Raw genomic sequence first — 12,913 nt, 5'->3', positions numbered from 1 at the left:
CCTCTGACGGAGTACACCAGGCGAGCGTTGATCGCGGTTCGGCACTTGGTAAAAAGCCTCCGTTTCGGGAGGCTTTTAGGTTTTACAAGTCAAAATCGTAATCGGCCAATTGCTTTTGCAGTCGGCGCTCCTCCAGCAGATTGTCGATGGTCCGGCGCTTGCTCAGGTTGGTTTTCGCTACTTCAACCACCGGCTCGGCATCATCAGCCTCTACGGGGGTGAAGTCGTCATCTACATCCAATTGCTCTTTGCCAGTGCTCATTTAGTTACTCCAGGCGAAGAAGGCCTTTGGGGCTCCTTATATCGACAATCCTGCGACGGGTAAAAAAGATTTTTTCAATCGATATATTGATAAACCCAATAGCGGCTCAATCGTCCGAGGTCTTGTGCTTGTATTCGCACAAGTCTTCGATCCGGCAGCTGCCGCAGCGAGGTTTGCGGGCCAGGCAAACATAACGTCCGTGAAGGATCAGCCAGTGATGGGAGTCGAGCAGGTACTGCTTTGGCACAAATTTCATCAATTTATGCTCGACCTCAACCACATTCTTGCCGGGCGCAATGCCGGTGCGGTTGCTGACCCGAAAAATGTGAGTGTCCACGGCCATCGTCAACTGGCGGAATGCAGTATTGAGCACCACGTTGGCGGTCTTGCGGCCAACGCCAGGCAACGCCTCGAGTTCCTCACGGGTTTGCGGCACTTCGCCTGCATGACGCTCAACCAGCAGGCGGCAGGTCTCGATCACGTTTTTTGCCTTGCTGTTGTACAGGCCGATGGTCTTGATGTATTCCGACAATCCTTCGACCCCCAAGGCATGAATCGTCGCCGGAGTATTGGCAACCGGAAACAGTTTTGCCGTGGCCTTGTTCACGCCGACATCGGTCGATTGCGCGGAAAGAATCACCGCAATCAGCAATTCAAAGGGTGAGGAATAGGCCAGTTCGGTCTTCGGTTCTGGGTTGTCTTCATGCAGCCTGCGGAAAATTTCCAGACGTTTTGCGGCATTCATGGGCGAAGCGTTTCCTCGAAGGCAGTCAGTTTGAGCGTGTCGGGCGGTGCCAGGCTTGCCAGGCGGCGATCAGCAATCCCAGCAGTATGAAACCTCCGGGGGCCAGGGTGGCCAGGCGCAGGCCACCGTCAGCGGCCAGTACCCAGCCCGGCCAATCCGCGTGCGTTACAGCAGCCAGCCAGGGTAGGTGGTTGCCCAGTGTCCCGTAACCGATGAGTTCACGCAGCAGGCCCATGGCCGCCATCGATGCGCCGAACAGGCCGCACAGACGCCAGCGCTCTCGCCAGGGGCTCTGGAAGAAATCGGAGCGCTCCAGTACGACACATTGCAAGGCGATCAAGCCGGTATAGATCCCGGCATGCTGGTGCCATTGCAGCGACCAGACCTGCGCGCCGAGTTCTGCGCAACTGGTCAGCGTTGCGGCAAGCAGCACGCTGGCCGACAAGTGGGTCGCCGGGAGCAGGCGCGATCGCAAGGCGTTCATGCACAGGCCGAACCCACTGATCACGACAATGAACAGCAACCACAGGCCCAGGGCATTCACCAGTGAGTCGGTGGCGCCAATCAGCGGCACGAGCATCAAGGTGTTCTGCAACCGCAATGGATTACTCATCGGAGGGGCTCCCAAGCAGTGAGGGCCGGTGCTCATCGAAATAACGCAAGGCGTCATGGGTGGCATTGACCACCGCTCTTGAGGTGATGGTCGCTCCCGCAATCTGGTCGAACTGCCCCTGGTCCTTTTTCAAGGCCCAACCATTGTCGCCCGGATCGGTTCGCGACCTGCCGGAAAAGGCTGCAAGCCAGGTATTGGGCCAGTCGGCGATTCGTGCGCCGAGCCCCGGGGTTTCCGTTTGCTTGAGGGTTTTGACCCCCAGCAGTCTGCCGTCGAGATCGATGGCGATCAGCAAATCGATGGTGCTCGCGTAGCCCAGGGTCTGGCTGCGTAAAAGCACGGCATAGGCTCGGCCGGCCTTGGTCGCCCGATAACCCGTCAGCAGCGTGCTGTTGCCCAGCGCGGTGTTGTCGAGCGTGAGCGGTTGGTCCAGCGGCTGGTTGTCGTAGCTGTCAGGCGGTAGCAGGTCGAGCAGGTAACGACTGTCGATCAGGCGCTGCTCAGCCGCAATCCGTGGCGCGCTGCTGTGTTGCGCGAGATAGGTCAGGCCCGCTCCGAGGGCGGTGAGTAACGCGAGGATGGCGGCGCTCGACGCTCGGCTCATGGTGCGATCCGCTCCTGCCTGGCTGCGACCAGCCGCTCCAGCGCCGGTACGCAGAGGTTCATCAACAGCACGGCAAAGGCCACGCCGTCCGGGTAACCGCCCCAGGTGCGAATCAGATAGGTCAGCAACCCGACCCCTGCACCAAACAGCAGTCGCGCCCCGGGGCTTTTGGCGCCGGATACCGGTTCAGTGACGATGAAGAATGCGCCCAGCATGCTGGCGCCGGTGAGCAGATGAAACAGCGGCGAACCATGGGAGTCTGAGCCCGAACCGTTCCAGCACAACAGGCTGATGACGAACAGGCTGGCGAGCATGCCGACCGGCGCGTGCCAGCTGAACACTCGGCGTTGCAGCAAAAACGCGCCACCGGCGAGGTAGGCCAGGCTTACCCATTCCACACCGCGACCGCCGAAACGCCCAAAGGCCGGATTGGCCGAGAAGAGTTCGTCCATGGTCAGGCTCTTGTTGATCCGCAGGCTGTCCAGTGCCGTGGCCCGGACCCAGGCGTCCGGGCTTTGGCCGACACCGAATACTTGCTGCACACCACCCCACAGGTCCATGCCCTGGGAGGCAGGCCATTGGGTCATCTGTTGCGGAAACGTCACCATCACCAAGGCGAAACCGAGCATCGCCGGATTGAACGGATTGCTGCCGACCCCGCCATACAGGTGCTTGCCGAACACCATGGCCAGCGCGGCAGCACTGACCGTCAGCCACCAGGGACAGTAGGGCGGCAAGGCCAGGGCCAGTAGCGTGGCACTGACCAGGGCGCTGCCGTCGCTCAAGGTCGGCTTGAGTGCTCGCTTGCGCAATCGCAGCACCGCCGCTTCCGCGGCCAGCGCACTGACGCCTGCCAGTATCAGGTTGAGCAACACCCCCCAGCCGTAGAACCAGAATAACGCCAGCATCCCTGGCAACGTCGCCAGCAGAACCAGTTTCATCGTCTGTTGCAGGCGCTCGTCGACCGGTTCAAGGGGCGGCATGGGCATCCACCTGGCGTTCGGCTTCGCTCAGGGCCCGCTCAAGGGCTTCGATTTGTTCGGCGGGTGCTGCGCTGGCCTGGGCTTTCTTCAGTTCGGCGCGGCGCATGGCCAGCTGAATTTTTGCGCGTTTCAGCTCGGCGTCCTGCGCCGGAGCCGCGACGGGTGACGGGGTAGGTGGCGCACTGCGTTCCAGTTGGGCCAAAGCCTGCTCAGCGGCTTCGAACTGCTGTTGCAGGACAATCAACTGCGATTGCTGTTCGAAGGTCGGCGGATGACCGAAGGCCTTGAGCGACTTGTTCAACTGCGCCCGGCTCATCGCCAGGTCGATCTTGGCTTTTTTCAGGGCCGCATCGGCATTCGCCGCCTTTTGCGCGCGGACGCGTTCCAGCGCTGCCTGTACCGGGTCGAGGATCGTTTCGCTGGGCTGGACGACCCGTTGCCCACGGGCCTCGCGCTCGGCGGTTTTTTGTTGTTCTTCACGCTGCAAGCGGGCGTTGCGCTGCTCGAAACGGCGCCGCGCATGATCGCGCTTGGCGGCGCGTGCCCGTTGCTCCTCCAGGCTGAAAGCCAGGCCACCGACAATCGGCAGCACGCTGTTCAATGGCAGCGGATGCATTTCGATGCAGTCCACCGGGCAAGGCGCCACGCAAAGGTCGCACCCGGTGCATTCGTCGATGATGACCGTGTGCATCAATTTGGCCGCGCCGACGATGGCGTCCACTGGACAGGCCTGAATGCATTTCGTGCAGCCAATGCATTCGGCCTCACGGATATAGGCAATCTGCGCCGGGGCCGAGCCGCGACTGACGTCCAGCTCCAGCACCGGTACGTGCAACAGTTCGGCCAGGGCGTGGATGGTTTCACTGCCGCCGGGCGGGCACTTGTTGATCGGCTCGCCGTTGGCAATGCCGGTGGCGTACGGCTTGCATCCGGGATGGCCACACTTGCCGCATTGGGTCTGCGGCAAGAGGGCGTCGATGCGTTGAATCAGACTCATGTTTTGATCAGTCCGCTGAATCCGAGAAAGGCCACTGCAATCAGGCCGGCACCGACCAGGTCGATCGGCAGGCCGCGAAAGGGCAGGGGCACATCGTTATCAAGTGTGCGCTGGCGCAGGTCGTTGAACAGGCTCAGTACCAGCCAGAAGCCCAGCCCGGCACCGAGGCTCAAGGCTGTGGCGTGAAAAAATCCCTTGTCCTCCCGGGCGTTGAGCAATGCCACGCCGAGCACCCCGGCATTACACAGCAGCAAAGGCCAGAGGCCTTCGAAGGACAATGTCGAAAACACCCGTGCCAGCAGCTGCAACAACGGGCCGATCAGCAGCACGCTCAATGGCAGAAACACAAACAGGCGCAGCGCCGTCATCTCCAGCGGCATCAGCAACCAGTGATAGAGCGCATAGCCGAGCACCCCGGTAATCAGCATCAGGCAGGTCGTCGCGATGCCCAGGGCATGGACCTGGCGACGTTCGCTGGCCAGCAGCGGATCCACACCCAGCGGCCAGTGCAACACAAGGTTGTTGAGCAGGGCGGTGCCGATAAGCGTAAGCAGGGTTTCGGTCATGATCGTCCGTATCCGTTGCTCGATAACCCTGTAGGAGCTGCCGCAGGCTGCGATCTTTGATCTTTTTCAAAGCAAATTCAAAAGATCGCAGCCTGCGGCAGCTCCTACAAGTAATGCCCGAGTTCAGTAATAGTATGGGCCAGACATGAAAATCCCACAGTCGCGCCAGGCGCGACTGTGGGATCGGTTTACCGCAGTGCCTTACTTGATCCGCTGACCAGGCTTGGCGCCGCTGTCAGGGCTGAGCAGGTAGATTTCTTCACCGCCAGGACCGGCTGCCATCACCATGCCTTCGGAAATGCCGAACTTCATTTTCCGTGGCTTGAGGTTGGCAATCATCATGGTCAGGCGACCATCGAGCTTGGACGGGTCCGGGTAGGCGCTCTTGATGCCGGAGAACACGTTGCGTTGCTCGTCACCGATGTCCAGGGTAAGGCGCAGCAGCTTGTCCGCACCTTCCACGTGTTCGGCCTTGACGATCAGGGCGACGCGCAGGTCAACCGCGGCAAAGGTGTCGAACTCGATTTCCGGCGACAGCGGATCCTTGGCCAGCTCGCCATTACCGGCTGGTGTGGCTTCGCCGGTGTCGGTCTGGCTGGCGGTCAGGTCTTCTTTCGAGGCGTCGGTCATGGCTTGCACTTTGACCGGGTCGATACGGGTCATCAACGGCTTGAACTCGTTCAACTGATGGTTGGCGAGCAAGGTCGCGTGATCGTTCCAGGTCAGTGGCGCAACATTGAGGAACGCCTCGGCATCGGCGGCCAGCAGCGGCAGTACCGGTTTGAGGAAGATCACCAGTTGACGGAACAGGTTGACGCCGGTGGCGCAGATGGCCTGGACTTCATCCTGCTTGCCTTCCTGCTTGTTCAGCGACCACGGTGCCTTGTCGGCGATCCAGGCGTTGGCGCGGTCGGCCAGGCCCATGATCTCGCGCATGGCGCGGGCGAAGTCGCGGGCTTCATAGGCGTCGGCGATGCTTGGCGCGGCCGCCAGGAACGCTTCGGTCAGCTCCGGCGCGGCGTTGGTCTCGACCATCACGCCGGCATTGCCCTTGTTGATGAACCCGGCGCAACGGCTGGCGATGTTGACGACTTTGCCAACCAGGTCGGAGTTGACCTTCTGCACGAAATCTTCGAGGTTCAGGTCGAGGTCGTCGACGCCACGGCTCAGCTTGGCCGCGTAGTAATAGCGCAGGTATTCCGGCGACAGGTGGTCGAGGTAGGTCCGGGCCTTGATGAAGGTGCCACGGGACTTGGACATTTTCTGGCCGTTGACGGTCAGGTAGCCGTGCACGTTGATGCCGGTCGGCTTGCGGTAACCCGCGCCTTCGAGCATCGCTGGCCAGAACAGGGCGTGGAAGTTGACGATGTCCTTGCCGATGAAGTGGTACAGCTCGGCGGTCGAGTCCTTGCCCCAGAACGCGTCGAAGTCCAGCTCCGGCGTACGGTCGCAAAGGTTCTTGAAGCTGGCCATGTAGCCGATTGGTGCATCCAGCCAGACGTAGAAGTACTTGCCCGGCTCGTCGGGGATCTCGAAGCCGAAGTACGGCGCATCGCGGGAGATGTCCCACTGTTGCAGGCCGGCATCCAGCCATTCGGCGATCTTGTTCGCCACGGCGTCCTGCAGGGTGCCGCTGCGGGTCCAGGTCTGCAGCATTTCCTGGAAGTCCGGCAGCTTGAAGAAGAAGTGCTGGGAATCCTTGAGCACCGGGGTGGCGCCGGAGATTGCCGACTTCGGATCCTTCAGGTCGGTCGGTGCGTAGGTCGCGCCGCATTTTTCGCAGTTGTCGCCGTACTGGTCTTCAGTGCCGCATTTCGGGCAGGTGCCCTTGATGAAGCGGTCGGCCAGGAACATTTTCTTTTCCGGGTCGAAATACTGCGTGATCGAGCGTTGGGCGATGTGCCCGGCGTCGCGCAGCTTGAGGTAGATCTGGCTCGACAGCTCACGGTTTTCTTCGGCGTGAGTGGAGTGGAAGTTGTCGAAGTCCACCAGGAACTCGGCAAAGTCGGCGCTGTGTTCAGCCTGGACGTTGGCGATCAGTTGTTCCGGGGTGATGCCTTCCTTTTCCGCGCGCAGCATGATCGCCGAACCGTGGGCGTCGTCGGCGCAGACATAAATGCATTGGTTGCCGCGGTGCTTCTGGAAGCGCACCCACATATCGGTCTGGATGTACTCCAGCATATGGCCGAGGTGAATCGAACCATTGGCATAGGGCAGGGCGCTGGTGACGAGGATCTTGCGTGGCTCGGACATGGGGCTCGGCTACTTGATGAAACGGAGGTCGGCCACTATAAAGCGCCGGCAAAGATATTTCACCCCTGCAAATCGTTGCCGGGCATGCCGTCCGGAAGACAGAAGGGGTAGGATACCCGCCATCTATTCCCAGTCCTGTTTTCGGAGTTGCCCATGAGCGCCGTCAATCGCGCAGCGGTGGAAGCCGTCCTTCGCCAATACACCGACCCCTACCTGAACCAGGATCCGGTCAGCGCCGGGTGCGTGCGCAATATCGAGATCCAGGGCGACCGCGTCAGCGTGCAGCTGGAACTGGGTTATGCCGCCGGTTTGTTCAAGAGTGGTTGGGCGCAGATGCTGCAAATGGCCATTGAAGGCCTTGACGGTGTCAGTACTGCCCGCGTCGACATCACCAGTGTGATCGCCGCGCACAAGGCCCAGGCACAGATCCCGGGTCTGGCCAACGTCAAGAACGTCGTGGCCGTGGCGTCCGGCAAAGGCGGCGTGGGCAAGTCCACCACCGCCGCCAACCTGGCCTTGGCCCTGGCCCGCGAAGGGGCCAAGGTCGGCATTCTCGATGCGGACATCTACGGTCCGAGCCAGGGCATCATGTTCGGCATCGCCGAGGGTACCCGGCCGCAGATCAAGGATCAGAAATGGTTCGTGCCGATCCAGTCCCACGGCGTCGAAGTGATGTCCATGGCGTTCCTCACCGACGACAACACGCCGATGGTCTGGCGCGGGCCGATGGTCTCTGGCGCCTTGCTGCAACTGGTGACGCAGACCGCGTGGGGCGACCTGGATTACCTGGTCATCGACATGCCGCCAGGCACCGGCGATATCCAGCTGACCCTGGCGCAGAAAGTCCCGGTGGCCGGTGCGGTGATCGTGACCACCCCCCAGGACCTGGCACTGCTGGACGCACGCAAGGGCGTGGAGATGTTCCGCAAGGTCAACATCCCGGTGCTGGGCGTGGTGGAAAACATGGCCGTGCACATCTGCTCGAACTGCGGGCATGCCGAACATCTGTTCGGCGAGGGCGGCGGGGTGAAGCTGGCCAATCAGTATGGCGTCGAGCTATTGGCTTCGTTGCCGCTGGCAATGGCCATCCGCGAGCAGGCCGATGGCGGCAAGCCAACGGTGATCGCCGAGCCTGACAGCCCGATCGCCCTGGTTTACCAGGAGCTGGCGCGCCATGTCGGCGCACGGATCGTGTTGCAGGAGGCGTTGACGCCGGCGATGCCGAATATCAGCATCAGCGACGATTGATCGGTTGAAGAAACGCGATCCCAATTGTGGGAGCGGGCTTGCTCGCGAAGGCGGTGTGACATTCAACAGATTAGTTGACTGATCTACCGCCTTCGCGAGCAAGCCCGCTCCCACATAGGTTCTGTGTATGCCTTAAATCCGCAACCCGCCATCCAGCTCCAGAATCCGACCGGTGTAATAGTCGTTCTCGAAGATGTAAGCCGCCGATTGGGCGATTTCTTCCGGCTTGCCCATGCGCTTGAGCGGAATCCCCGACGTCATCTTCTCCAGCGCTTCAGGTTTCATGCTCAGGGTCATTTCGGTTTCGATGAAGCCCGGTGCAATGCCGGCCACGCGAATGCCGTAGCGCGCCAGTTCCTTGGCCCAGGTCACCGTCGCCGCAGCGACACCGGCCTTGGCGGCGGAGTAGTTGGTCTGGCCGACGTTGCCGGCGCGGGAAATCGACGAGATATTGATAATCGCGCCGCTGTTGTCCAGCTCGACCATTTTCGCGGCGACTTCACGGGTGCACAGGAATACGCCCGTCAGGTTGACGTCGATGACCGCCTGCCACTGGGCCAGGCTCATCTTGGTCATTTCGCCATCCTTGACCTTGAGCAGCAGGCCGTCACGCAAAATACCGGCGTTGTTGATCAGGCCATGGATCGCGCCGAAGTCGTCAGCGACCTGAGCGACCATGTGGCTTACTTGCTCTTCGTTGGCCACATTGCACAGGTAGGCGCGGGCTTCGACACCCTTGGCCTTGCAGGCGGCAACGGCGTCGTCGAGTTTTTCCTGGTTCAGGTCCACCAGCGCCAGCTTCGCGCCCCTGGCGGCGAAATACTCGGCCATGGAGCGGCCTAAACCCTGGCAACCGCCAGTGATAATGATTACTTTGTCAGTGAGTTGCATTCGTAATGCCCCGGTAGGTTTCTGTGTTTTTTCATAAGGCATCTTCTCCATCACGCCTACCTTGGCACATGAGAACTGCCCCCAATGGTCAACTGGTACCTGTGCCAGTAGCTGATCCGTTTTTACGACGGATTCTTAATAAGGAGTCATAAATTGAGCGTTGAAGCGGCTAAGAATGCACGAGAATTGCTCCTCAAGGAATACCGTGGGGTGCTCTCGACACACTCCAAATCGATGCCCGGTTTCCCGTTCGGCTCCGTGGTTCCGTACTGCCTGGACGAGCTCGGCCGGCCGCTGATCCTTATCAGCCGCATCGCCCAGCACACCCACAACCTGCAAAAGGATCCAAAATGCTCGCTGTTCGTGGGCGAGCGAGGCGCTGAAGATGTCCAGGCCGTTGGTCGCCTGACCTACCTGGCCGAGGCGCAACAGATCGAAGACGAGGCAGCCATCGAAGCCGCCGCCGAACGTTACTACCGCTATTTCCCGGATTCGCAGAGTTATCACAAGGCCCACGATTTCGATTTCTGGGTGCTCACGCCGGTGCGTCATCGCTACATCGGCGGCTTCGGCGCGATTCACTGGGTCAACGAGCTGACCCTGGCCAACCCCTTTGCCGGCAAGGCCGAGCTGAGCATGATCGAGCACATGAACGCCGATCACGCCAAGGCCATCGCGCATTACGTCGAACTGGCCGGCCTGCCGAATACCTCGCCAGCCAGGCTGGTGGGCATCGACAGCGAAGGTATGCACCTGCTGATCGGTCAAGGGCTGCATTGGTTGCCGTTCCAAGCGCCTTGTAATACGCCGACACAAGTTCGCGAAGCCTTGGTTTTCCTGGCTCACGCCGAACATTGGCCGAAAAATGCAGTGGCCGACGCTTGAATTCACGAAATGGCGACGTCATCTAAGGATTACTGGCAAGGCATTCTTGCGTTGAGGAACCATTTGATGCGCCCTTTTTTGTTGCTCTTTCTGCTGTTTCCGGTGTTGGAGCTGTTCGTATTCGTCAAGGTGGCAGGGGCGATCGGGTTTTTCCCGGCCCTGCTGCTGATCATTCTCGGCTCGATGTTCGGTGTGTTCGTGTTGCGCGTCGCCGGGCTGGCCACGGCGCTGCGTGCCCGTGAAAGCCTGAACCGCGGCGAGCTGCCGGCCCAGACCATGCTCGAGGGCCTGATGCTGGCTTTGGCCGGGGGCCTGTTGATCCTTCCGGGATTCATCAGCGACGTGATCGGCCTGGTCATGTTGCTGCCGGTCAGCCGTCGCCTGCTGGCCAATAAAATGCGCCAGCGTGCCGAGGAACAAGCGATCCGCCAGCGTGCGTTCGCCGATGATCTTGCGCCCCGTGGCGGTCCCGCACCCCGCGAGCCGCTCGGTCGCGAGCCCAATGTGATCGAAGGCGAGTTCGAACACCGCGATACCAAGTGATGCGTCACCTGCACACGGCACCTTCGGGTGCCGTGTTCGTTTTCGGGAGATCGGCGTAAAAAATTTTTCGATCCCCGCCCTTGTAATCAGCTTGTACGCCCTTATGTAACGGTCACCGCAAGGTTTCTGGCGAGCACGCCAGACAGACTTCCGCGGTTCGCTCGACGAACCGCACCCGGCACCGCCGGACTTTGTTAAACCCGCCGGGACTACACCGGCCGATGAAAACCACAATTAGGAGAGATCGACAATGAAGCTTCGTCCTCTGCATGACCGCGTCGTCATCCGTCGCAGCGAAGAAGAAAAGAAAACCGCTGGCGGTATCGTCCTGCCAGGTTCGGCTGCTGAAAAAGCCAACAGCGGCGAAATCCTCGCTGTCGGCACTGGCCGCGTACTGGAAAACGGTGAAGTGCGTGCACTGTCCGTGAAAGTGGGCGACAAGGTTGTGTTCGGTCCTTACTCCGGCAGCAACACAGTGAAAGTCGACGGCGAAGACCTGCTGGTAATGAGCGAGAACGAAATCCTCGCTGTTGTCGAAGGCTGATTACCCGCTCATTTTCCCGTTACTACAAAGTATTTAAGGAATATCGATCATGGCTGCTAAAGAAGTTCTGTTTGGCGATTCCGCCCGCAAGAAAATGCTCAAAGGCGTCAACGTCCTGGCTGACGCGGTAAAAGCGACCCTGGGCCCGAAAGGCCGTAACGTGATCATCGAGAAGAGCTTCGGCGCTCCGACCATCACCAAGGACGGCGTTTCCGTAGCCAAAGAAATCGAACTGGAAGACCGTTTCGAAAACATGGGCGCGCAGCTGGTCAAAGACGTTGCCTCCCGTGCCAACGATGACGCAGGCGACGGCACCACCACCGCTACCGTTCTGGCTCAATCGATCGTCAACGAAGGCCTGAAAGCCGTCGCTGCCGGCATGAACCCGATGGACCTCAAGCGCGGTATCGACAAAGCGACCATCGCGATCGTCAAAGAGCTGAAGGCCCTGTCCAAGCCATGCGCTGACACCAAGGCTATCGCTCAGGTAGGTACCATCTCCGCCAACTCCGACAACTCCATCGGCGACATCATTGCCGAAGCCATGGAAAAAGTCGGTAAAGAAGGCGTGATCACCGTTGAAGAAGGCTCGGGCCTGGAAAACGAACTGTCGGTTGTTGAAGGCATGCAGTTCGACCGTGGCTACCTGTCCCCGTACTTCGTCAACAAGCCAGAGACCATGGTCGCTGAGCTGGACGGCCCGCTGATCCTGCTGGTCGACAAGAAGATCTCGAACATCCGCGAAATGCTGCCAGTACTGGAAGCCGTTGCCAAAGCCGGCCGTCCACTGCTGATCGTGGCCGAAGACGTTGAAGGCGAAGCCCTCGCGACTCTGGTTGTGAACAACATGCGTGGCATCGTCAAAGTCGCAGCCGTCAAGGCACCGGGCTTCGGCGACCGTCGCAAGGCCATGCTGCAGGACATCGCCGTTCTGACCGGCGGTACCGTGATCTCCGAAGAGATCGGCCTGAGCCTGGAAAGCACTACCCTTGAGCACCTGGGTAACGCCAAGCGCGTGACCCTGTCCAAGGAAAACACCATCATCGTTGACGGTGCTGGCGTTCAAGGCGACATCGAAGCACGTATCAACCAGATCCGTGCCCAGGTTGCCGAGACTTCCTCGGACTACGACCGTGAAAAACTGCAAGAGCGTCTGGCCAAGCTGTCCGGCGGCGTTGCGGTGATCAAGGTTGGCGCTGGTTCCGAAGTTGAAATGAAAGAGAAGAAAGCCCGCGTTGAAGACGCCCTGCACGCTACCCGTGCAGCCGTTGAAGAAGGCGTGGTACCTGGCGGTGGCGTTGCACTGATCCGCGCTCTGCAAACCCTGAACGATCTGAAAGGCGACAACGCTGATCAGGACGTAGGTATCGCTGTTCTGCGCCGTGCCATTGAAGCACCGCTGCGTCAGATCGCTGCCAACAGCGGTGACGAGCCAAGCGTTGTGGTCAACGAAGTCAAGAACGGCAAAGGTAACTTCGGTTACAACGCTGCGACTGGCGAATACGGCGACATGATCGAAATGGGTATCCTGGATCCTACCAAGGTCACCCGTTCCGCGCTGCAAGCTGCATCGTCGATCGGCGGTCTGATCCTGACCACCGAAGCTGCGGTAGCTGATGCACCGAAGAAAGACAGCGGTGCTGGCGGCGGCATGCCAGACATGGGCGGCATGGGCGGCATGGGCGGCATGATGTAAGCCAGCCTTACCCCTGTACTAAAAAAACCCGCCTGCGAAAGCAGGCGGGGTTTTTTATTAGCCCGGATCAAAAGATCGCAGCC

14 protein-coding genes are annotated in these 12,913 nt (G+C 60.2%); 5 read left to right on the top strand and 9 right to left on the bottom strand.

What is annotated here, in order from left to right; all coding sequences use genetic code 11:
- Window positions 1-82: 82 nt before the first annotated feature.
- The 8 genes from DKB71_RS27985 to metG form a co-directional block, all read right to left on the bottom strand.
- Window positions 83-262, bottom strand: coding sequence for a PA3496 family putative envelope integrity protein (locus tag DKB71_RS27985; RefSeq protein WP_046819033.1), 180 nt, complete (start codon window positions 260-262; stop codon window positions 83-85).
- Window positions 263-368: 106 nt separating this feature from the next.
- A complete protein-coding gene (gene nth, locus DKB71_RS27980) occupies window positions 369-1,007 on the bottom strand; it encodes an endonuclease III (protein ID WP_408598775.1) in 639 nt (212 codons plus the stop codon).
- A 25-nt stretch (window positions 1,008-1,032) separates the two neighbouring features.
- Entirely contained in the window at window positions 1,033-1,620 is a 588-nt protein-coding gene (locus DKB71_RS27975) for an Rnf-Nqr domain containing protein (protein WP_408598773.1), read from the bottom strand.
- Window positions 1,613-2,224, bottom strand: coding sequence for an RnfABCDGE type electron transport complex subunit G (locus DKB71_RS27970; protein WP_408598771.1), 612 nt, complete (start codon window positions 2,222-2,224; stop codon window positions 1,613-1,615). Before DKB71_RS27970 ends, DKB71_RS27975 begins: the two co-directional genes overlap by 8 nt.
- Window positions 2,221-3,207, bottom strand: a complete 987-nt coding sequence (locus DKB71_RS27965; RefSeq protein WP_408598769.1) for an RnfABCDGE type electron transport complex subunit D — start codon at window positions 3,205-3,207, stop codon at window positions 2,221-2,223. Before DKB71_RS27965 ends, DKB71_RS27970 begins: the two co-directional genes overlap by 4 nt.
- Window positions 3,194-4,204 carry an electron transport complex subunit RsxB gene (gene rsxB / locus DKB71_RS27960; RefSeq protein ID WP_408598767.1) on the bottom strand — a complete coding sequence of 337 codons (1,011 nt, stop codon included), beginning with the start codon at window positions 4,202-4,204 and terminating at the stop codon, window positions 3,194-3,196. Before rsxB ends, DKB71_RS27965 begins: the two co-directional genes overlap by 14 nt.
- On the bottom strand, window positions 4,201-4,770 hold the full coding sequence (locus DKB71_RS27955) for an Rnf-Nqr domain containing protein (RefSeq protein WP_408598765.1): 570 nt from the start codon (window positions 4,768-4,770) through the stop codon (window positions 4,201-4,203). Before DKB71_RS27955 ends, rsxB begins: the two co-directional genes overlap by 4 nt.
- 201 nt (window positions 4,771-4,971) lie before the next feature.
- The gene (gene metG, locus DKB71_RS27950; RefSeq protein ID WP_408598763.1) at window positions 4,972-7,023 is read right to left on the bottom strand and encodes a methionine--tRNA ligase; all 2,052 of its coding nucleotides are present in this window, start codon (window positions 7,021-7,023) and stop codon (window positions 4,972-4,974) included.
- Between the two features lie 153 nt (window positions 7,024-7,176).
- Between metG and apbC the strand changes: the two genes are divergently transcribed.
- On the top strand, window positions 7,177-8,271 hold the full coding sequence (gene apbC, locus DKB71_RS27945; RefSeq protein ID WP_406592745.1) for an iron-sulfur cluster carrier protein ApbC: 1,095 nt from the start codon (window positions 7,177-7,179) through the stop codon (window positions 8,269-8,271).
- Window positions 8,272-8,403: 132 nt separating this feature from the next.
- Here the strand turns inward: apbC and DKB71_RS27940 are convergent, their stop codons facing one another.
- The gene (locus DKB71_RS27940) at window positions 8,404-9,162 is read right to left on the bottom strand and encodes an SDR family oxidoreductase (protein ID WP_274074233.1); all 759 of its coding nucleotides are present in this window, start codon (window positions 9,160-9,162) and stop codon (window positions 8,404-8,406) included.
- A 153-nt stretch (window positions 9,163-9,315) separates the two neighbouring features.
- Here DKB71_RS27940 and DKB71_RS27935 point away from each other — a divergent pair, with 153 nt between their 5' ends.
- The 4 genes from DKB71_RS27935 to groL all read left to right on the top strand — a co-directional run bounded on the left by DKB71_RS27935 (window position 9,316) and on the right by groL (window position 12,830).
- Window positions 9,316-10,047 (top strand): HugZ family protein, encoded by a 732-nt coding sequence (locus DKB71_RS27935; protein ID WP_274074234.1) that lies wholly within the window; start codon window positions 9,316-9,318, stop codon window positions 10,045-10,047.
- A 66-nt stretch (window positions 10,048-10,113) separates the two neighbouring features.
- Entirely contained in the window at window positions 10,114-10,590 is a 477-nt protein-coding gene (locus DKB71_RS27930) for an FxsA family protein (RefSeq protein WP_408598760.1), read from the top strand.
- 250 nt (window positions 10,591-10,840) lie between these two features.
- Entirely contained in the window at window positions 10,841-11,134 is a 294-nt protein-coding gene (locus DKB71_RS27925) for a co-chaperone GroES (protein WP_020799908.1), read from the top strand.
- Window positions 11,135-11,183: 49 nt separating this feature from the next.
- Window positions 11,184-12,830 (top strand): chaperonin GroEL, encoded by a 1,647-nt coding sequence (gene groL, locus DKB71_RS27920; protein ID WP_274074236.1) that lies wholly within the window; start codon window positions 11,184-11,186, stop codon window positions 12,828-12,830.
- Window positions 12,831-12,913: the final 83 nt, after the last annotated feature.

Source organism: Pseudomonas sp. PLMAX, assembly GCF_046042685.1.
Classification (GTDB): domain Bacteria; phylum Pseudomonadota; class Gammaproteobacteria; order Pseudomonadales; family Pseudomonadaceae; genus Aquipseudomonas; species Aquipseudomonas putida_AE.
This window is presented reverse-complemented; position numbering and strand designations above follow the sequence as displayed.